Annotated in this window: 18 protein-coding genes; 6 read left to right on the top strand and 12 right to left on the bottom strand. The window is 48.3% G+C overall.

Going from position 1 to position 20,347, the window contains the following annotated elements:
* Positions 1-24: 24 nt before the first annotated feature.
* From KY305_RS10880 to KY305_RS10865, 4 genes are all read right to left on the bottom strand, one after another.
* Positions 25-798 carry an electron transfer flavoprotein subunit beta/FixA family protein gene (locus KY305_RS10880; protein WP_223062527.1) on the bottom strand — a complete coding sequence of 258 codons (774 nt, stop codon included), beginning with the start codon at positions 796-798 and terminating at the stop codon, positions 25-27.
* Between the two features lie 13 nt (positions 799-811).
* Positions 812-1,591 carry an enoyl-CoA hydratase gene (locus KY305_RS10875; RefSeq protein WP_223062526.1) on the bottom strand — a complete coding sequence of 260 codons (780 nt, stop codon included), beginning with the start codon at positions 1,589-1,591 and terminating at the stop codon, positions 812-814.
* A gap of 13 nt (positions 1,592-1,604) precedes the next feature.
* Entirely contained in the window at positions 1,605-2,189 is a 585-nt protein-coding gene (locus KY305_RS10870) for a fatty acid metabolism transcriptional regulator FadR (protein WP_061523149.1), read from the bottom strand.
* Between the two features lie 88 nt (positions 2,190-2,277).
* Positions 2,278-3,963, bottom strand: a complete 1,686-nt coding sequence (locus KY305_RS10865) for an AMP-binding protein (RefSeq protein ID WP_223062525.1) — start codon at positions 3,961-3,963, stop codon at positions 2,278-2,280.
* Between the two features lie 104 nt (positions 3,964-4,067).
* Here KY305_RS10865 and KY305_RS10860 point away from each other — a divergent pair, with 104 nt between their 5' ends.
* Entirely contained in the window at positions 4,068-4,748 is a 681-nt protein-coding gene (locus KY305_RS10860; protein ID WP_223062524.1) for a DUF2711 family protein, read from the top strand.
* A gap of 134 nt (positions 4,749-4,882) precedes the next feature.
* Here KY305_RS10860 and KY305_RS10855 read toward each other — a convergent pair whose 3' ends face one another.
* The 5 genes from KY305_RS10855 to zapA form a co-directional block, all read right to left on the bottom strand.
* A complete protein-coding gene (locus tag KY305_RS10855; protein WP_061523037.1) occupies positions 4,883-5,287 on the bottom strand; it encodes a DUF350 domain-containing protein in 405 nt (134 codons plus the stop codon).
* Positions 5,288-5,302: 15 nt separating this feature from the next.
* Complete coding sequence (locus KY305_RS10850; protein WP_223062523.1) at positions 5,303-7,660, bottom strand: endonuclease MutS2; 2,358 nt, start codon at positions 7,658-7,660, stop codon at positions 5,303-5,305.
* Positions 7,661-7,680: 20 nt separating this feature from the next.
* Positions 7,681-9,393, bottom strand: coding sequence for a DNA polymerase/3'-5' exonuclease PolX (gene polX, locus KY305_RS10845; RefSeq protein ID WP_223062522.1), 1,713 nt, complete (start codon positions 9,391-9,393; stop codon positions 7,681-7,683).
* A 106-nt stretch (positions 9,394-9,499) separates the two neighbouring features.
* Positions 9,500-10,033 (bottom strand): CvpA family protein, encoded by a 534-nt coding sequence (locus KY305_RS10840; RefSeq protein ID WP_223062521.1) that lies wholly within the window; start codon positions 10,031-10,033, stop codon positions 9,500-9,502.
* A 7-nt stretch (positions 10,034-10,040) separates the two neighbouring features.
* Positions 10,041-10,298, bottom strand: a complete 258-nt coding sequence (zapA, locus tag KY305_RS10835) for a cell division protein ZapA (RefSeq protein WP_223062520.1) — start codon at positions 10,296-10,298, stop codon at positions 10,041-10,043.
* A gap of 133 nt (positions 10,299-10,431) precedes the next feature.
* Here zapA and rnhC point away from each other — a divergent pair, with 133 nt between their 5' ends.
* Positions 10,432-11,376 carry a ribonuclease HIII gene (gene rnhC, locus KY305_RS10830; protein WP_223062519.1) on the top strand — a complete coding sequence of 315 codons (945 nt, stop codon included), beginning with the start codon at positions 10,432-10,434 and terminating at the stop codon, positions 11,374-11,376.
* 40 nt (positions 11,377-11,416) lie between these two features.
* Here the strand turns inward: rnhC and pheT are convergent, their stop codons facing one another.
* From pheT to KY305_RS10815, 3 genes are all read right to left on the bottom strand, one after another.
* Positions 11,417-13,831, bottom strand: a complete 2,415-nt coding sequence (gene pheT, locus KY305_RS10825) for a phenylalanine--tRNA ligase subunit beta (RefSeq protein ID WP_223062518.1) — start codon at positions 13,829-13,831, stop codon at positions 11,417-11,419.
* Between the two features lie 13 nt (positions 13,832-13,844).
* Entirely contained in the window at positions 13,845-14,879 is a 1,035-nt protein-coding gene (gene pheS, locus KY305_RS10820; protein WP_223062517.1) for a phenylalanine--tRNA ligase subunit alpha, read from the bottom strand.
* 359 nt (positions 14,880-15,238) lie between these two features.
* Entirely contained in the window at positions 15,239-15,985 is a 747-nt protein-coding gene (locus KY305_RS10815; RefSeq protein ID WP_223062516.1) for a TrmH family RNA methyltransferase, read from the bottom strand.
* Positions 15,986-16,105: 120 nt separating this feature from the next.
* Here KY305_RS10815 and sspI point away from each other — a divergent pair, with 120 nt between their 5' ends.
* From sspI to KY305_RS10795, 4 genes are all read left to right on the top strand, one after another.
* A complete protein-coding gene (sspI, locus tag KY305_RS10810) occupies positions 16,106-16,321 on the top strand; it encodes a small acid-soluble spore protein SspI (RefSeq protein WP_013353118.1) in 216 nt (71 codons plus the stop codon).
* Between the two features lie 61 nt (positions 16,322-16,382).
* A complete protein-coding gene (locus KY305_RS10805) occupies positions 16,383-17,462 on the top strand; it encodes a CdaR family transcriptional regulator (protein ID WP_223062515.1) in 1,080 nt (359 codons plus the stop codon).
* A gap of 105 nt (positions 17,463-17,567) precedes the next feature.
* Positions 17,568-18,980 carry a glycolate oxidase subunit GlcD gene (glcD, locus tag KY305_RS10800; protein WP_223062514.1) on the top strand — a complete coding sequence of 471 codons (1,413 nt, stop codon included), beginning with the start codon at positions 17,568-17,570 and terminating at the stop codon, positions 18,978-18,980.
* Positions 18,977-20,305, top strand: a complete 1,329-nt coding sequence (locus KY305_RS10795; protein ID WP_223062513.1) for a (Fe-S)-binding protein — start codon at positions 18,977-18,979, stop codon at positions 20,303-20,305. Before glcD ends, KY305_RS10795 begins: the two co-directional genes overlap by 4 nt.
* The last annotated feature ends 42 nt before the right edge of the window (positions 20,306-20,347 follow it).

The following is a 20,347-nucleotide window of genomic DNA, read 5'->3' as shown; positions in this document are numbered from 1 at the left end:
CCCCCAGTTTCTTTAAATATCGGTTTACACGACTTTGGCTTCTTTTCTCAGCAGTGATACAAGCTCTTTCGCCTGCTCGGCCGCTTCTCCTTCCAGAAGTTTTCCCGCTTCTTTTTGCGGCGGCAGAAAACGTTCAATCGTTTTGATTTTCGGAGCGACATCATCCTCGTCAATGTCAAGATCATCAAGCTCAAGCTCTTCCAATGGCTTTTTCTTCGCCTTCATAATTCCCGGAAGCGACGGATAACGCGGCTCATTTAAACCTTGCTGGGCAGTGATAAGAAGCGGCAGAGTCGTTTTAATGATTTCGGTGTCCCCTTCATTATCCTTTTCTGCCACAGCCTCATCCCCATTGACCGTAAGTTTTGTGATCGTTGTGATGCACGGAATGTTTAAAAGCTCGGCAAGCCTTGGAGCCACTTGGCCGGAACCGCCGTCAATCGCGACATTTCCGCCGAGAATAAGGTCAAAGTCCTGATCCTTCAGATAATGATATAAAATGGCCGAAACCGAATATTGATCCGAATCGCTGAGATCGTCGTCAATATTGATTAAAACCGCTTGATCACAGCCCATCGCCAGCGCCGTGCGCAGCTCTTTTTCTGCTTCCTCGCCGCCGACGGTAACCGCTGTAACGGAACCGCCATGCTGTTCTTTCAGCTGAATGGCTTCTTCAATGGCGTATTCATCATACGGATTAATGATAAATTCGGCTCCGTCCTCCTGAATCTTTCCTGCTTCAATGACGATTTTTTCTTCTGTGTCAAACGTCCGTTTCATCAGTACAAATAGATTCATGTTCTTATCCCCTTTATCTTCGCCCACCGAATTGAGGCTTTCTTTTTTCGAGAAATGCCTGAATGCCTTCTTTTGCGTCGTCTGATGCAAATGCTTCTCCAAAACGCTTCGCTTCAAGCTTCAAGCCGCCGTCATAAGAATATACCTTGCTTGAATAAAGAAGCTCAAGCAGATAGGCCATCGACTGCGGGCTTTTTTCCGCGAACTTGCCTGCGATAGCCTTTGCTTTTGCAAGCAGCTCCGCCTCATCCTTGGCGCCGATCGTGACAAGCCCGAGGCTGAGCGCTTCTTCCCCGGTAACAGGCTCTGAGGTGCCGATCATCTCGAGCGCTTTCGCCGTTCCGACGTACCGAGGCAGGCGCTGCGTCCCGGCAAACCCGGGAATGATGCCTAAATTCAGCTCAGGCAAGCCGAGCTTGGCGTCCATTGTGGCGATCCTGATATGGCAGGCCATTGCAAGCTCAAGCCCGCCGCCGAGTGCAGCGCCGTGAATCGCTGCGATCACGGGCTTCGGAAATCCTTCGATTCTTTCCATCAGCTGCTGGCCTTTATCTGCCATAGCAGAAGATTGTTCAAGATTTTCAAGTGAAGTGAATTCCTTTATATCCGCTCCCGCCGAGAAAAATTTCCCCTCACCGCGAATGATGATGCTTCTTACGCTGTCATCCGCTTCACACCGGTCAAACATACCGGACAGTTCATCTAAAATCCGGCCGGATAGCGCGTTGGCCGGCTGATGATTAATGGTGATCACCGCGACAGACTGTTCAACCGCCATTGAAAGGCTGTTCATCCGTCAACCCCCTTTAGTTTTGATGAATCCCTGACACCAACAGTTCTAAAACTTTATCTGACAAAGCCGGCAGATCATATTTCTGATCATTCATCACCCACGTTGTCACTGTTTCATCTATTGTCCCGAATATCATCTGCCGGGCGAGGCGGACGTCGAGATTGTCTTTCCATTCGCCCGACTTTATTCCTTCGGTCAAAATGGTGTCCAGCATGTTTAAATAGCCTTTTAAAATATCATTGATTTTCAGGCGCAGCTTGATATTCGACTGTCTGAGCTCAAGCTGGGTTACAATCGCGAGGTGGCGGTCATTGCCGAGCAGTGAGAAGTGCTGTTTAATGACGAGAGCGAGTTTTTCCTTTGCCGTCGTTTTTTCTTTTACTTCTTCTTCCATGCGTTCAATGAACTGGCCCATCTTTTCTTTGAAGAGCGAGATGAGAATGTCTTCTTTATTTTTAAAATATAAATAGATGGTGCCGTCCGCTACACCGGCCTGCTTGGCGATTTTGGACACCTGTGATTGGTGGTAGCCGTTTTCCGCTATGACTTCTACTGCTGCATCAATAATCTGCATATACTTTGGCCGTTTTTGGTTCAATGTCATCGTTCCTTCCTTCGATAAATGAATGACTATTCATTCATAACTTTATGATAAAAAGGAATCTGTACTTTGTCAAGTTTTTCTTTTAAGGAATCTTGTTTTGGTGAACGTCCTCCTCTTTCACTAAACGCCTTCTTAAAATTTTTCCGACGGCCGTTTTCGGAAGTTCCGCTCTGAATTCGTACAGTTTCGGAACTTTGTACGGCGCCAGACGCTCTCTTGCGAACGAATCAAGCTCATCAGCATCTGCCTGTGCGCCTTTCTTCAAAACGATAAATGCTTTGACCGTTTCCCCCCTGTATGAATCGGGGACACCCGCGACGACGATTTCCTGAACCGCTTCGTGTTCATACAGAACCTCTTCGACCTCGCGGGGATAAATATTGTACCCGCCGGCAATAATGATGTCTTTTTTTCGGTCTGCGATATAGAAAAACCCCTCATCGTCCATGTATCCCATATCACCGGTAAACAGCCAGCCGTCTCTGAGCACACGCGCCGTTTCCTCCTGATTGTTCCAATACCCTTTCATCACCTGCGGACCTTTTACGATCAGCTCTCCATGTTCATACGGACCGGCAAGCCCGCCTGTTTCTTCTGAATAGATTCCGGCATCGGTATTAGGCCAAGGACAGCCGATGCTGCCGGGCTTGTTTTTCCCCCAGATAAAGTTCGAGTGCGTGACCGGAGATGCTTCAGATAACCCGTAGCCTTCCACAAGTTTTCCCCCTGTAACCTTTTCAAACTTCTGCTTTACCTCGACCGGCAGCGCCGCTGAACCGCTCGGACAGCTTTTGATGGACGAGAGATCATATTTGTTCAGTTCAGGATGATGCAGAATACCGATATAAATCGTCGGCGCGCCCGGAAATACCGTCGGCTTCAGCCTATCTATCGTTTTAAGGGTATCCAAAGGATTGAATTTAGGAAGAAGAATCATTTCACAGCCCTGCATAATGGAAAAATTAAGCACGGCGGTTAATCCGTACACATGAAAAAAAGGCACGATCCCCAGCACCTTTTCGGCACCCTTTTTCATTTTATACATCCAGGCCGCACACATTTCTGTATTGGCTTGAATGTTCCGATGCGTCAGCATGACCCCTTTCGGATTGCCTGTTGTCCCGCCCGTATATTGAAGCACGGCAATATCATGCTCAGGGTCAATATCGAAAACGGGCGCATCTTCCGCTGTTTCGTCTTTTAAAATATCAGATAAGCTGTGAATCTGTTCGTGGCCGTCATAATCGATATGCACCTTTTGTTTTTGTGTAAGTGAGTACAGCATATTTTTCGGAAACGGCAAATAATCTTTTATACTGGTTGTGATAATCCGCTCTACAACTGACAGCGTTTTCATTTTTATCACCTTCGGAAACAGCATATCCAGGGTGATAATGACGCTTGGCGCGCTGTCTTTCAGCTGATATTCAAGCTCATGCTCAGTGTAGAGGGGATTGGTCTGTACGACGATGCCGCCGGCAAACAATACGCCGTAAAAAGCGATGACCGATTGCGGACAATTGGGCAGCATGATGGCGGCTCTGTCGCCTTTTTTCAGTCCTTTTTTCCGCAAAAAGGCGGCAAGCTTTAAAGAATCAGTGAGAACGTCTTGGAATGTGAGTTTTTTTCCGAGAAAATAAATAGCAGTATGGTTCGGGAATTGGGCAGCGGAGTTTGTCAGATTGGATGGCAGGGTTTGATTGGTAAATTCAAGCTCATGCGGAATCTCATCCGGATATTCAGAAAGCCATGGCTTATCAGACTGCATAAAACCTCTCCTTTCTGTTTTCATATACGCTATTATTATATCAGATGGCTGATCAAAATTGGAAAGTGTTTCATATGATTTTTTCAGGTCAAGGAGTGGTGTATTTGTTAGAAACATTGAGTTTTGAACCCGGCGTCCCCATCCTGCGCCAGCTGCCGAAGCCGTTTTCATCAGCAGCATTTCTGCTTCACCCTTTTGTCCGAATGCCCATCGGCTGGGGGCAAAAGAAGCGAAAGCGGCCTTTTGAACACATCTATCCGAGCGATGAGGAGATGCTTGCATCCGGCGTTCCTGTTTCCTGGAAAACAGTGATGCCCATTTGCGGCTTGCGGTCTGAGAAAGAGACCGCTATTGCCCTCATGACTGAGACCATGGCTTTACGTGATGAATACGCGAGGCCCGATTCATCCGCGCTGTTAGAGAGGCTGAATGGCTGCCCGGACCTTTATTTTCCAAGTGAGGATTACACTTCGGCATTTCTTATTCCGGGCCTGCTGGATGTTTTCCGCTCCAAAGGCTCTGAGCGCTGCACTTATTTTGAGCCGATCGAACAGCAAGGGATGTTTTCGCTCAATAAAGTGACGCCTTTGGAGATATGCGATTTGCTACAGCCTGAAATGGTGATTGCCGATGAACATCTGAATGCCGCTTTTATGGGCGTGTATGATTCTTTTACCACACTATTTCTTATGAAAGACCAAGACATGGCAGGCATTGTCCGCACAGCAAATTGGGAAGCGGTCATTTGCACCGAATTGACTTGCATCGACTGGTTTTATCCATAAAAAAGGCTGCCGATTGTATATCCGGCAGCCTTTCGTATTATGAGGTCATTAACAGATAAATAAGTCCGATCAGCAGAAAAATCCCTGCTGCCGACAGCAGCACTTTCGCAAGCTTCTCCATTTATACCGTCCCCTTAGATCCCGGCGGCCACCACAAATGACAGGCCGACTGAGATGACAAATGAAATAAAGCCGACAGCTCTGTTATCTTTTTCGATTTCTTTATCAATTTTAAAACGGGGGGTAAGAAATTCAAAGATAAAATAGCTGACCAACAGCATGATAAACCCGTATACGCCCCAGCCGATCATTTGCATCAGTGAATTATGCTGGGCGATGCTGTGCTGAAAGACATTAGCGATTCCGAGAATTTTCCCCCCGGTCGCCATCGCAACCGCAAGATTGCCTTTTTGGATTTCTTCCCAGTTTTTATAGGTTGTCACCAATTCAAATATACTTAGAAAAACGACGAGGCACAAGACGGCCACACTGTAATAAGCCGCGATTTCAACAAGCTCATTTTCCCAAAACGCACTCATGACGTTTACCCCTTTTTATTTTAGTTCGACAATCGTAATGCCTGATCCTCCCTCTCCCGCTTCACCGAACCGGGAGCTTTTGACACTGCGGTGGTTTTTCAGAAGATCCTGCACGCCTTTTCGGAGGGCGCCCGTTCCTTTTCCGTGAATGATGGAAACTCTCGGATAACCGGCGAGCACCGCATCATCTAAATATTTTTCCACACGGCTGAGCGCGTTTTCGTAACGTTCTCCGCGCAGGTCAAGTTCAAGGGAAACGTGATAGTCCTTCCCTTTAACGGCGGCGATTGTTTTTTCCTTTTTAGGTTCAGGCGATGATTTGAGAAATTCGAGATCTTTTTCCTTCACCTTCATTTTGAGGATGCCGATCTGGACATTCCATTCATTCGCACCGGTTTTTTCAAGCAATGTTCCTTTTTGCCCGAAGGTGAGCACCTTGACTTCGTCACCCGGTTTCAGCTCGCGTTTTTTCTCTGTTTGTCTTTCGGGCTGCTTTGATTTCTCAAAAGCGGGCATCGCGTCTCCGAGTCGTTTTTTAGCCTCAATCAGCTCGTGATCCTTGAAAGATCTGTGTTCTTGCTTAATCGACCGGAGTTCATGAATGATTTGTTCGGCTTCTTTTGTGGCGGCCTCCAGCTTTTCAGCCGCTTTCTGTTCGGCTTCTTCCAGCAATTTGTCCTTTTGGCCGTTCAGCTCGATGATTTGCTGCTGAAGTTCTTTATGCAGCTTTTCAGCCTCTTTTCTGATTGATTCGGTTTCAGAAAGCTCTTCATCCGCTCTTTTTTTACTTTGTTCCAGTGATGCGATCATCAAATCGACTTCGTTGTGTTCGGCCGTCATTTCTGACTTTGCCTGGCCGATGACATGCTCCGGCAGTCCGAGACGCCTTGAAATTTCAAAAGCGTTGCTTCGGCCCGGAACTCCGATTAAAAGCTTGTAAGTCGGCGAGAGCGTCTCAATGTCAAATTCAACGCTCGCGTTCATGACGCCTGTCCGGTTATACCCGTAGGCTTTCAGTTCCGGATAGTGGGTTGTCGCGAGGACTCTGGCGTTTGTCCGGTGAACTTCGTCGAGAATGCTCATCGCAAGCGCCGCCCCTTCCTGCGGGTCTGTTCCGGCGCCAAGCTCATCAAACAGCACAAGACTGTTTTCACTGACGTCTTTTAAAATGCCGACGATATTTACCATGTGGGATGAGAAGGTGCTTAAGCTTTGTTCAATGGACTGTTCATCACCGATATCGGCAAAGACATTGTCGAACACAGCGGCTTCGGAACCCTCGTCAGCCGGTATGTGCAAACCTGCCTGCGCCATGATCGTCAGCAGTCCGAGCGTTTTTAACGTGACGGTTTTACCGCCCGTATTCGGTCCCGTGATGACAATGGTTGTATAGTCTCCTCCAAGCTCGATATCATTGGCCACCACCTGTTCTTGAGGCAATAACGGGTGACGCGCTTTTTTCAGACGGATGAAACCTTCGCCGTTCATCAGCGGTTTTGTCGCCTTCATCGCTTTTGCGTATCTCGCTTTGGCAAAAATAAAATCAAGTGTTTGCAGCACTTCCACGTTTTGAACCAATTCATGTGTATGTTCTGCCGTATGCTCTGTCAAAACCCGGAGAATCCGTTCAATTTCCTGTTTTTCTTTTACCTTCGCCTGCTGAAGCGAGTTATTCATATCAACGATCGCCTGCGGTTCAATGAACAGAGTCGCGCCGGAAGAAGAGGTATCATGAACGATTCCTCCGTAGCTTGATCTGTATTCCTGTTTGACCGGGATGACAAAGCGGTCATTTCGGATCGTGACGATAGTGTCAGACAGCATTTTTGAGGCCGAAGAAGAGCGCAGCATCGATTCAAGCCGGTCTCTGACTCTTGATTCAAGCGTCCTGAGCTGCGTACGGATTCCTCTTAATGCATCGGACGCATGGTCAAGCACTTCGCCATGATCATCAATACAGGAGTTAATCTCGCGCTCCAAATCGCTTAACGTAATCAATTGCTCCGCATGGGCTTCAATCAGCGGAATGTCGACGCCGTCCTCCGTCATTTGGCTGATAAAATGCTTCATTTGTTTGACGGCATACAGCAGCCCGGAAATTTCGGTGAATTCCGCGGGAGTCAGCACACTGCCGATTTCCGCGCGCCGCAGAGCGGCTCTGATATCGGTCAGCCCGCCAAAAGGGGCATGGCCTCTCAGGCGCATGACTGCGGATGCTTCTTCGACTTCATCCAGCTGTTTTTGGATCTCAGCCAGATCCGTCAAAGGTTTTAGCTGCAGAAGCATCTCTTTGCCGAGCGATGAAGCGGCATGAGCGGTAATTTGTTCTTTTACTTTATGAAATTCAAGTGATGATAACACTTTTTGCTGCACGGTTATGTGGTCCTCCTTACTTAATCATTGCGCTTCAGAAATGCTTTGACCTCACTTAGCGGCCGGGCATTTAAGACGTGTTTTCTTTCAGTCCAGCCTTTGCGCGCAGCTGTTACGCCCGTTTTCATGTCGCTGAGCATCTCAATATTATGGGCATCTGTATTAATAACCAAGGTTACGCCTTTATCGTTCGCTTTCATCAGATGTTCCGTCCGTAAATCGAGGCGCGCGGGGTTTGCATTCAATTCAAGCGCCGTATTTGTTTTTGCGGCAAGCTCAATGAGCATGTCGATGTCGACTTCATAGCCGGCCCGTCTGCCGATCAGGCGGCCCGTCGGGTGTGCGATAATATCCACGTGTTTATTGGTCAGCGCCTGTTCAAGCCGTTTCATAATGACATGCTCCGGCTGGCTGAAGCTTGAGTGAATGGAAGCGATGACAAGGTCCAACTCGGAGAGCACGCTGTCATCATAATCAAGCGAGCCGTCAGGCAGGATATCCATTTCCACGCCTTTAAAGATATGAAAGTTTTCAAATTCAGCATTTAATGCGTCAATTTCTTTCGCCTGTTTTCTGAGGCGTTCCGCCGTTAAACCGTTGGCCACTTTTAAATATTGCGAGTGGTCGGTGATCGCCATGTACTGGTAGCCTTTTGCCATACACGCTTCCGCCATTTCTCTGATGGAAAAAGCGCCGTCGCTCCAGGCGGAGTGCATGTGAAGATCCCCTTTTATATCCGCTTGTCCGATCAAATCCGTTTCTTCGCGGTAGGTTTCGACCTCCTGCCCGCTTTCCCGGAGCTCCGGGGGAATCAACGGCAGGCCGAAATGTGCATAAAAAGCCTCTTCACTCGGGAAGGTTTTGACTTCTCCGGTTTCAATTGTTTCTACACCATATTCGCTGATTCGTTCACCGCGTTCTTTCGCGAGCTGTCGCATTTTAATGTTGTGGTCTTTGGACCCTGTGAAATGGTGCAGTGTCGTCGGGAATTGTTCATCTGTCACAAGACGGAAATCCACACTTGTTTCATATTCAAAGGACAGGGTGACTGATACCTTTGTATCTCCGCTTGCTATGACGTTTTTTATGTTCGGCAGTGAGAGAAGCTGATCCCTTACTGACGCCGGATTGTCCGTTGCGATAATGTAATCAAGGTCTTTCACCGTTTCCCGCGCTCTTCTCAGACTTCCTGCCCGGGAAAACCTCACAATATCCGTAAAACCGGACAAATGCTCTTCGATTACTGAAGCGATGCCGAGCGCATAGCCGATCGGAAAACGTTCCGGCTGTTTTCCGGCTTCTCCCAAAGCCTGAAGGATTTTTTCTTCCGTTTTTTTGCCGAATCCGGCAAGCCCCTGCACTTTTTGCTGTTCGCACGCTTCTTTCAGCGATTCCGCGTCATGCACGCCGAGCTCTTGATACAGCTTGGCGATTTTTTTGCCGCCAAGCCCCGGAAGCTTCAAAAGAGGCACTAACCCTTCCGGAACCTCTTTCTGCAATTGGAGAAGCGTGCTTGACACGCCTTCCTTCATATATTCGCGAATGACGCTGTAGGTGCCTTTTCCGATGCCGGATAAAGACATCATGTCGTCGATTTCCGACAGGCTGCGGTCATCCTGCTCCAGCGCGGCGGCCGCTTTACGGAAGGCTGATATTTTAAACGGGTTGTCCCCTTTCAATTCCATATAGACTGCAATCGTTTCAAGCAGCCGGATGATATCTTTTTTATGCATCTGTTTAACCCCCAGTCGTTTCCTGCTTTTCATCATACAAATTTTTCACCGCCGGCACAACTGACTTACGGCTTGAAAAAAAACTTCTCCGGTCAAGAGAAGTTTTTTATGCCCCGTACTGAGCCCACAGTTCTTCCAGGAGCCCTGACAAATACGGCGTATGATGAGTAATGATGTCCGCAAGCGTTGATTGTGCGAGCATCTGCTGAAGCGCGCTTACCGGTAATACGGATGCGACATACAGCAAGATAAACGCAAATAAATAGACTTCCAGAAAACCGAGCACCCCGCCAAGCAATTTGTTGATCTGTTTAATGACCGGAATGCTGGCTATGATATTAAGCGCCGCTCCGATGAACCGAAGCAGAATTTTCGCGATGATAAACAAAATGACAAACGCGATCGCGTTGTAATAGGCCGTCTCTACGTTACCTTTAATAAAAGAAAGAGCCGCCTGGCCGCCGGAAAAATCAGGCGCCGGTATAAAGCTCAGATGCGGTGCCAGATTTTTGTAAAAAAGCGCCGCAAACGCAATAGAGAGGATAAAACTCGTTAAATATATAAATTGCAGGATAAATCCTCTTTTTAATCCAAGCAATGTGCCCATCAGGAGCAAAACCAAGATGATGATATCTATCATATGCTGTTCATTCCTTTTCTTTAAGCTGCCGCTCCAGTATTTCATATTTTTCTTGGAGTTTCATATAATCATGCACCACATTGACCGCAGTCAAAACAGCAAGCTTATTTATATCAAGATATGGATTTTTCTCGTTGATTTCTCTCATTTTATCATCAACCATTTCGGCCACGTGGCGCATGTGCGCTTTGCTTTCTTCCCCGATAATGGTGAAGTGCTGGCCGTAAATGTTAACTGTCGTTTTTGTTTTTTTGCCGTCAGACAACGTTTCTCCTCCATTCCGCGAGAATCCTAGTTCCTATCATACCATGATTAGTGTTTGAATGGAAAGACGAGCCTCAGGCTGTTATGATACACTGGTATATACAGTGAAAAGTGCCAAAAAAGGAGATTATATCGTGTCCCATTCTGTTATAAAAGTTTCCGCTTCCGCTATTGAACAAATGAAACAGTCCTATGCTGGCTCCCTCACTCCGTCCGTGCCGCAGGGCGCCGTCTTTCAGGCTAAGCCGCCGGGCTGTACCATTACAGCCTATCGCTCAGGAAAGGTTTTGTTTCAAGGAAAAAACGCCGGAACAGAAGCCGCACGCTGGGGAACGGCTGAGGCGCCCAAAGCCAAAAAAACAGCCGTCAAAAAAGCGGCAGATCCGCTCTACGTTCCCCCTGCGCACATCGCCTCCATGTCGGTGATCGGTTCTGATGAAGTCGGAACCGGCGATTATTTCGGACCGATTACGGTTGCCTGTGCGTACGCGGACAAAACGAAGCTGGGTTTAATGAAGGAACTCGGGGTAAAGGATTCAAAGGATTTAAAAGACCCGCAGATTATTGAAATTGCCAAACTTTTGATCAAAACCATTCCTTACAGCCTTCTTGTATTAAAAAATGAAAAATACAATCAAATGCAGGAAAAAGGAATGAGCCAAGGGAAAATGAAGGCGCTCCTTCATAACCAGGCGATCTCCAACCTGCTGAGAAAAATGGACGGCGTGAGGCCGGAAGCGATTTTGATTGACCAATTCGCAGAGCCCGGCATTTATTTTAAGCATCTGGCGGGAAGAGACATCGTAAAAGAAAAAACGTATTTCAGCACAAAGGCGGAAGGCATACACCTCTCCGTCGCAGCGGCCTCGATTATTGCCAGATACTCCTTCTTACTTGAGATGGATAAGCTTTCCCGTGAAGCCGGCATGACGATTCCAAAAGGCGCGGGGCCGCATGTCGATGAAGCCGCGGCAAAGCTGATCATCAAAAAGGGCGAAGGCTCGCTCCGAACGTTTACAAAGCTCCATTTCGCCAATACGCAAAAAGCGAAACGCCTTGCTGAACGGAAACGGTCATAGGAATAAAAAAAGCTTGCAGATGAATCTGCAAGCTTTTTCATTATCCTCTCAATACAGCCTGATACGTTTCTTCTAACGCTTTCAGCACTTTATCGTGGACTTTTGTCACTTCTTCTTCTGTCAATGTTTGTTCCGGGTTGACATACTGCAATGAGAACGCGACGGATTTTTTGCCTTCTTCCATATGCTCGCCTTCGTAAACGTCAAATACAGTGACTTCTTTTAGAAGCGCGCCTCCCGCTTCTTTGATGACGGCTTCGAGCTGTCCGCTTGTGACGTTTTTATCTGTTACAAGCGCGATGTCACGTGTAACAGACGGGTATTTCGGAATCGCGGTATACACGACCGGTTCCGTTTCCGCCGTCAACAGCATATGCAAATCAAGCTCGAATACATAAGTTTCTTTAATATCAAGCTCTTTTTCCATTGCCGGGTGCACTTGGCCGATAAATCCGGCGAGCGAACCGTTCAAGAGAATATTTGCCGTCCGGCCGGGATGCATGTTTTTGCGTTCCGACTGGACAAATTCGATGCTGTCTGACACATTCAATTGGTGCAGCAGGCCCTCGACAATTCCTTTAACAACAAAGAAATCAACCGGTTTTTTCTCGCCCTGCCATAAGTTTTTGCGCCATAATCCGGTAACGGCTCCTGCAACCCGTTCTTTTTCAACGGGCTTCGTGTTTTCTTCCCTCGTCAGGAATACAGAGCCTGTTTCATACAATGCGACGGAATCAGTCTGTCTGGCCAGATTGTATGATACTGCCTCAAGCAGATTAGGGACAAGGCTGTGTCTGAGAATGCTTCTTTCCTCACTCATCGGTAAAGCGAGCATAGTGTTGAATGATTTTTCAATGGCAAATGCGGCGGCTTTTTTATCATTTGTTAATGAATATGTTGTCGCCTGTGATAAACCGGCTCCTTCAAGGAAACGTCTGACTTTCCGGCGTTTTGCCTGATACGGTGTCAAACCGCCTGTCGTGCCCGCCGTTTCCGGGAGCGTGGACGGAATGTTGTCATACCCGTACAGTCTTGCCGCTTCTTCAATTAAATCTTCTTCTATTTTAATATCGCCCCGGCGTGACGGCACCGTAACGACGAGAACATCTTCAGCTTCACCGACTGAAAAACCGAGTCTTTTATAAATGCTGACCATTTCTTCTTTCGTGATTGACATGCCGAGCACGCTGTTCACTTTTTCAACAGAAACCTGAATGTTGTTGGCTTCAATGGTCAGATGGTTTTCTTTCACTGTGCCTGACAGCACTTCGCCGCCGGCATACGCCTGAATCAGCCCGGCAGCCCGTTCAGCCGCAAGAAGCACGCGGGCGGGATCAATGCCTTTTTCATATCTTGTGCTTGCTTCACTTCTCAGCCCGAGGTCTTTCGACGCTTTGCGGACGGTCTGTCCTTCGAAATAAGCGGCTTCCAGTAAAATCGCGGTTGTATCTTCACGGACTTCCGACTCAGCTCCGCCCATTACTCCTGCAACGGCTTGCGCTTTTTCACCGTTTGTGATGACTAAGTGGCTGCTTGAAAGCTTCCGTTCCTGTTCATCAAGCGTGACGATGGTTTCGTTTTCCGCCGCTTTTCTGACGACGACCTCTTTAGAGCCGAACCGGTCGTAATCAAAAGCGTGAAGCGGCTGGCCGTATTCCAGCAGGACGAAGTTTGTAATGTCCACGACGTTATTGTGCGGGCGGATGCCTGCATTCATCAGCTTCGTCTGCATCCAAAGCGGAGACGGGCCGATTTTGACGTTTTTAATGATTTTTGCAGCATAGAGCGGGTTGGCTTCCGTATCTTCAATCTTGACAGAAATAGCTTCCGCTGCTTTTTCCGCCGCTTCTTCATATGAGGTGTGAGGAAGCTTTACCTCTGTCTCAAGGATGGCCGCGACTTCATAAGCCACACCGAGCATGTTCATCGCATCGGCGCGGTTCGGCGTTAAGCCCAGCTCTAAAATCGCATCATCTAGCTGAAGGGCCGCTAATGCGTCAGCTCCCGTTACGGCATCGTTTGGAAAAACGAAAATGCCTTCTGCATATTCCTTCGCCACGAGTTTGCTTTCAATGCCGAGCTCCTGAAGGGAACAGATCATGCCATGTGATGCTTCGCCGCGCAGCTTTGCTTTTTTGATTTTGAAATTGCCCGGAAGCACGGCTCCGACTGTTGCAACGGCAACTTTCTGCCCTTTATCAACATTCGGGGCTCCGCAGATGATTTGCACGGGTTCGTCCGCGCCTATATCGACGAGGCATTTATTAAGCTTGTCGGCATTCGGATGCTGCTCGCGCTCAAGCACGTGTCCGATGACAACACCTTTTACGCCTTCGCCCTTGTACTCAATACCTTCGACTTCAATTCCGGCTCTTGTAATTTTTTCTGCGAGCACGGCCGGGTCCATTCCCTGCAAGTCAACATAATCTTCTAACCATTTATAAGAAACAAACATGTGTATCCTCCTCTTACGCCTGTGTAAACTGCGAAATGAATCTGACATCGTTGGTATAGAAATGGCGGATATCTTCAATGCCGTATTTCAGCATAGCGATACGCTCAACACCCATTCCGAAGGCAAAGCCTTGATATTCTTCCGGGTTAAATCCTGCCATTTTTAGGACGTTCGGATGAACCATGCCGGCGCCGAGAATTTCGATCCAGCCTGTTTTTTTACAGACAGAGCAGCCTTGTCCGCCGCACTTAAAGCAGGTCACATCCACTTCGACAGACGGCTCTGTAAATGGGAAAAAGCTTGGACGAAGTCTGATTTCACGATCCTGGCCGAACATTTTTTTCGCGACCAGCTCAAGCGTGCCTTTCAGGTCGCTCATGCTGATCTTGCGGTCCACGACAAGCCCTTCGATCTGCATAAATTGGTGGGAGTGTGTCGCGTCATCGTTATCGCGGCGGTACACTTTACCCGGACAAATGATTTTGACAGGGCCTTTTCCTTTATGCTTTTCCATCGTCCGCGTTTGGACGGGGGATGTTTGTGTTCTCATCAGCATTTCCTCTGTAATGTAAAAGCTGTCCTGCATGTCGCGGGCCGGGTGTTCTTTCGGCAGATTGAGCGCTTCAAAGTTGTAATAATCCGTTTCCACTTCAGGGCCTTCTTCGACGGTATAACCCATGCCGATAAATAAATCTTCAATTTCTTCCACGACGACTGTCAGCGGATGGCGCCCGCCGATATTCACCGGGCTGCCCGGCAATGTAACGTCAATTGTCTGGCTGCTGAGTTTTTTATTCATTTCTTCTTGTTCAAGCTGTTCATTTTTCGCTGTAATGGCTGCTGCAATGCGCTCTCTCACTTCATTGGCGAGCGCGCCCATTTTCGGGCGTTCTTCTGCGGACAGCTTGCCCATGCCGCGAAGCACTTCTGTAATCGGTCCTTTTTTCCCTAGATATTGCACCCGAATGTCGTTTACTTCTTTTAATGAGCTTGCCGCTTTTACTTTTTCTGCAGCTTCCAGTTCAAGCTGTTTAAGCTTCTCTTCCATCATGCATCCTCCTTTTATATAAACAAACCGTTCTATGTCTTTTTTTGAAAACAAAAAAACCCGCCCCTTGCAGAAGGGACGAGTTGTGGCCGCGGTACCACCCTTTTTAAGGCAGACTTATCTGCCGACAGCTTCATTGACATAACGGAAACTACAGTTCCGGTTCACCTTTACGCGCGTTTTGCGCGGTCCCGGTGACAACTCGAGAGGTGAAAATCAATTTCTGAGCTGCGATAAAAATGCTCTCAGTCAGCGGCATTTTCTCCCTGGAAGGCAGTGATGGCAAAAATTGATGTCCTCTGTCACGGTTTTTACATTATTGCTATCTATTATAGTGAAATTCTCATCTCCGTGCAACACTATCCTCTGAGATGGTACAGGAGGATGGCCGCCGCTACCGCCACGTTCAGCGATTCTGCCTGGCCGTACAGCGGAACGTACAGATTGAGGTCTGTTTTTTGCAACAGGACGTTATTCACACCTGCTCCCTCGTTGCCGACGATTAACGCAAAAGCCTCCTCAGGCTTCACGCTCTGATAGGCCGCCCCGTTTTGAAGCGCCGTGCCGTAAATGGCGACGCCGCGCGCCTTTAAGTCATCGACAAAGGTTTCGAGAGGGCGTTTTAGTATCGGAATGTGAAAATGAGATCCTTGAGCCGAGCGCAGTGTTTTTCCGTTATAAGGGTCTGCTGTTCCTTCTCCAAGGACAACGGCGTCTATTCCCGCCGCATCGGCCGTACGGATCATCGTTCCGAGATTTCCCGGGTCCTGTACGGCATCTATCAGAAGCAGCCGATTCAATTCATCCGGTTTCTCAAGGGGCATATGGCAGACAGCGGCAATCTGCTGCGGCGCTTCCGTTTCTGTCACGGCGGAAAACGCATCTTCACTCAGCACATAACACGGGATGCTCATATCCAGGTCAGCGGGAATGGCGCTCTCATTTTTCACAAGTATTTCTTTTACCGTTCCCTTTGCTTTGAGGGCTTCTTCTACGAGATGCTCTCCTTCTATAAGAAATGTGTTCGTTTTGGTTCTGTCTTTTTTCGTGTGAAGTTTTTTCCAATCCTTCACTTTTTGGTTTTTTGCAGAGTCGATTCGTTTCACTTTATTCCTGTGCTCTCCTTTTTTCAGGCATGTTGTTATTATATCTCAAGAACAGCACATAATAAACCGCGTGCGCGGTAAGAATATGCGTATCACATTCAGGAAAAAGGAGCGGTTGAAATGGATCTTAATTTACGCAACGCCGTTATTGCCAATGTGACGGGCAATAACCAAGACCAGCTTGAGCATACCATCGTTGACGCCATCCAAAGCGGTGAAGAGAAAATGCTCCCGGGCCTCGGCGTGTTATTCGAGGTTCTTTGGCAGCATGCGTCAGAATCAGAAAAAAATGAAATGCTCAAAACATTAGAAGGCGGTTTAAAACCTGCTCAATAAGCGTAAACCGGGTGATGGGACACCCGGTTTTTTTTGTATAATAATGGCGAGGGGGATCGCCATGCTGTTACAGCCTGAACTGGCAAAAAAAATGATTGCCGAAGTGAAACACATGTACAGCCGTGAAGTGATTATCACCGATACTGACGGGATAATCATCGCCGGCACAAATGATGCGCGCATCGGCCGATTTCATGAAGGCGCGCTGATCTGCGCGCGCGAAAAGCGGAATGTGATTATAACAAAAGAAGATGAAAAACAGCTTGAGGGGGTCAAATCCGGTCTCAATCTTCCCGTCTTTTCTGGCCACGAGGTCATTGCTGTGTTCGGTTTGACCGGAAAACCGGATGAGATATTGCCTTTTGGAGAATTGCTCAGAAAAATGACAGAACTTTTCATCAAAGAAGCGCGCCACATGGAGCAGGCGCAGTGGCAGGCAAGAATGCTCGAATCCTTTATGGTTGATTGGCTGCAATTAAAAGAATGGTCGCCGGGCTTTTTGGAAAAGGCGAAGCTTCTCGGAGCAGACCTCGGCTCACACCGCCAAATCATCCTGATTCAAGGTGCCTATCACCAACATGAAGCGGAGCAAATGGGCCGGCTTTGGCAAAACGAATGCCCTTCGGATCTGTTTGTACGCTGGGGAAATGAGCGCCTTCTCATTAACCATAAAACAGGAGCCGGCTCTAAGGAACAGCTTATCAGAAGGATTCAAGCCATTTTTACGAAGCCTGTCATGGCGGGAATCGGCCGGACTGTCCCGGGACCGCGTCTGCCGGAATCATATGAACAAGCCGAGAAGGCGCTTTCTGTCGGCATCGCAAAGCAGCAAGCGGTTTATGAAGAAGACTTAAAGCTCGACATGTGCCTCGCCGATATCAAGCCCGGCACACGGACGGAATTTTCACAGCGGGTCTTTCAAAACGCGCTTGAACACGAGGAGCTGCTGGATACGCTGCGTGCTTTGTTCAGCCGGAATTTATCGTTAAAGCGCACGGCGGCTGACATGCACATTCATATCAATACATTGCGCTACCGCCTTTCAAAATTAGAAACGCTGACAAAAATGAAGCTTGATCATCCCGAAGATATCACGGCTTTTTATTTAGCGCTCCGTTTTTTAGATCAAGATACAAAATAGGAAGAATACAAGGCTCTATTTTCGGATGTTTCTCCATAGTATGCTGGTTTGTTTTTCTTCACAATAAAAAGAAAACGCTTTTCTTATCAAGGAGGCTGGGAGAAAGTGATTTCACGAGAAGCAAAGGAGCAGTTCATCCGGGCTGTCGGACATGAGAATTATGATGACTCAACCGCGGGGCGCCTTGTTTATTCCTATGATGCTGCGCCGCAGCTGCAAGCGATGCCGGATGCGGTGATAGCCCCCCGCTCTGCGGAAGGCGTATCACACATTTTAACCATTTGCAGCGAGTACGGAATTCCGATTGTGCCGAGGGGATCAGGCACAAATTTATGCGGCGGCACGTGCCCGTCTGAAGGCGGACTTGTTCTTTTATGTAAACATATGAACCGCATTCTTGATTTAGATGAAGAGAATTTGACCATTACAGTTCAGCCGGGCGTGATTACGCTTGATATGATTCACGCGGTCGAACAAAAGGGGTTATTTTATCCTCCTGATCCGAGCAGCATGAAAATATCGACAATCGGCGGAAATATCAATGAAAATTCCGGGGGACTGCGCGGTTTGAAATACGGCGTCACCCGGGATTATGTGCTTGGCCTTGAAGTCGTTCTGGCCAATGGTGATATTATCCGCACCGGCGGAAAGCTGACGAAGGATGTCGCCGGTTACGATCTCACAAGACTTTTCGTCGGATCAGAGGGCACGCTCGGCATTGTGACAGAAGCGACATTAAAGCTTGTGCCGAAGCCGGAAACGAAAAAAACGCTGCTTGCACTCTATGAAAATATTGAAGCAGCGGCGGAAACCGTCTCTGCGATCATAGCTGAGAAAATCATTCCGGCAACACTCGAATTTCTGGATCAGCCGACGCTGCAGGTCATTGAAGATTACGCCAAAATCGGACTGCCGACAAGCGCAAAAGCCGTTCTTCTGATTGAACAGGACGGTGCCTATGATACTGTCACACGAGATATAGAAAAAATTGAAGCTATCTGTAAAAAAGGCGCGGCCGTATCGGTTCAAACCGCCAAAACGGAACAAGAAGCATTTGCCCTTACAGAAGCCCGGCGATCCGCATTATCTGCGCTGGCCAGGCTGAAACCGACGACGATTTTGGAAGATGCGACCGTACCCCGGTCACAAATTGCCAGCATGGTCAAAGCGATTAACGACATTGCTGAAACCTACAGCCTTTCCATCTGCACATTCGGCCATGCGGGAGACGGCAACCTTCACCCGACGTGCACCACTGATATCAGAAATGAAGAGGAAATGGAACGCGTCGAAAAAGCCTTCGCCGATATTTTTGAGAAAGCGATCGAACTTGGCGGGACGATAACGGGTGAACACGGAGTCGGCATCGTAAAAGCGCCGTATTTAGAAATGAAGCTCAAAACAGAAGGAATCGCCGCGATGAAAGCCATTAAACAGGCGCTGGACCCGCATAATCTGTTGAACCCCGGAAAAATATTTGCCAATCCTGCAAGAAAACGCGTGGTGGTGACGAAATGACAACGGCAAAGGAAAAGAAAGAGATTCAGGAAGAATTCAAAAACCGCATGGATGAAAGCGAATTGCTGAACTGTATGCGCTGCGGCTTCTGCCTTCCTTCCTGTCCGACTTATATCGAATCCGGCTTTCAAGAATCCCATTCGCCGCGCGGCCGGATCGCGTTAATGAAAGCAGTCGCCGACGGACAGATTGAACCTGATGAAGATGTTGAACGTTCGCTTTCGCTTTGTCTCGGGTGCCGGGCATGCGAGCCTGTCTGCCCTGCCGGCGTCAATTACGGGCAGCTGCTTGAGGAAGCGCGGGACATCATCAATCAAAACAAAAAACATACGCCTGGCGTGCGCCTTTTACGAAAGGCCGCCTTTAAAGGGCTTTTTCCCCATCAAAACCGCATGCAGACAGCGGCAGGACTTCTCGGGCTGTACCAGCGGTCGGGCTTGCAGACAGCCGTCAGAAAAACCGGTATGCTACGCATCCTGCCTGAGCATTTGCGTACGATGGAAAAAGTGCTGCCGCCCGTCCCGAAGCGGAAAGAAATGAAAGAACGGCCCCGTTTTCTTCCGGCCGCGCACTCCGTTCAAAAACGGGCCGCTTTTTTCTCCGGCTGTTTAATGGATACTTTGTTTTTAGCAACCAATCATGCCACGACATCGCTTTTACAGGCAGCGGGCTGTGAGATCGTGATTCCGGACGGTCAGGCGTGCTGCGGCGCGCTGCACGGACACAGCGGTGAAAAGGAAGCGGGAAAAGAACTGGCCAAACGGAATATCGCAGCCTTTGAAGCGCTGGAAATTGATTATATCATTACGAACGCCGGCGGCTGCGGCGCCTTTCTTCAGGATTACGCACATTTATTAAAGGATGAGCCTGAATGGGCAGAACGGGCCCGCGATTTCGTACGGAAGCTCAAGGATTTTTCATCGGTATTGGTTGAACTGGGATTTCATGAAAAGAACTTACAGGCACAAACGCCGCATATCGTCACTTACCAGGACTCCTGCCACCTCCGCAACGTCATGCATACGTCAAAAGAGCCCCGTCAGCTGCTGAAAAGCATTGAAGGGGCCGAATACAGAGAAATGGAAAAAGCGGACAGCTGCTGTGGATCTGCGGGTATTTATAATATTGTGGAATCTGAGATGTCTATGAAAATATTAGACAGCAAAATGAAATCAGCAAAAAAAACAGAAGCTGCTGTTATCGTTACAGCCAATCCGGGGTGTCTTCTACAGATGCAGCTCGGAATTCAGCGTGAAGGATTAAGCAGCCGGGTGCGGGCGGTTCATCTGGCGGATTATTTGCTGGAAGCGATGAATTTGTCATAACTGCTAATAACAGCCGCGGAGTACGGCTTGGTCTCCGCGGCT

Source organism: Bacillus sp. YC2 (assembly GCF_019891195.1).
Lineage (GTDB): Bacteria > Bacillota > Bacilli > Bacillales > Bacillaceae > Bacillus.
Note: the sequence above shows the minus strand (reverse complement) of the source record. Positions and strands in the feature narration are given on the sequence as shown.

Excerpts from the sequence above, each read along its gene's own strand:
- KY305_RS10880 (WP_223062527.1), bottom strand. The coding sequence starts at position 798 with ATGAATCTATTTGTACTGATGAAACGGACGTTTGACACAGAAGAAAAA.
- KY305_RS10875 (WP_223062526.1), bottom strand. The coding sequence starts at position 1,591 with ATGAACAGCCTTTCAATGGCGGTTGAACAGTCTGTCGCGGTGATCACC.
- KY305_RS10865 (WP_223062525.1), bottom strand. The coding sequence starts at position 3,963 with ATGCAGTCTGATAAGCCATGGCTTTCTGAATATCCGGATGAGATTCCG.
- KY305_RS10855 (WP_061523037.1), bottom strand. The coding sequence starts at position 5,287 with ATGAGTGCGTTTTGGGAAAATGAGCTTGTTGAAATCGCGGCTTATTAC.
- polX (WP_223062522.1), bottom strand. The coding sequence starts at position 9,393 with ATGCATAAAAAAGATATCATCCGGCTGCTTGAAACGATTGCAGTCTAT.
- KY305_RS10840 (WP_223062521.1), bottom strand. The coding sequence starts at position 10,033 with ATGATAGATATCATCATCTTGGTTTTGCTCCTGATGGGCACATTGCTT.
- pheT (WP_223062518.1), bottom strand. The coding sequence starts at position 13,831 with ATGTTTGTTTCTTATAAATGGTTAGAAGATTATGTTGACTTGCAGGGA.
- pheS (WP_223062517.1), bottom strand. The coding sequence starts at position 14,879 with ATGGAAGAGAAGCTTAAACAGCTTGAACTGGAAGCTGCAGAAAAAGTA.
- sspI (WP_013353118.1), top strand. The coding sequence starts at position 16,106 with ATGGATCTTAATTTACGCAACGCCGTTATTGCCAATGTGACGGGCAAT.
- KY305_RS10805 (WP_223062515.1), top strand. The coding sequence starts at position 16,383 with ATGCTGTTACAGCCTGAACTGGCAAAAAAAATGATTGCCGAAGTGAAA.
- KY305_RS10795 (WP_223062513.1), top strand. The coding sequence starts at position 18,977 with ATGACAACGGCAAAGGAAAAGAAAGAGATTCAGGAAGAATTCAAAAAC.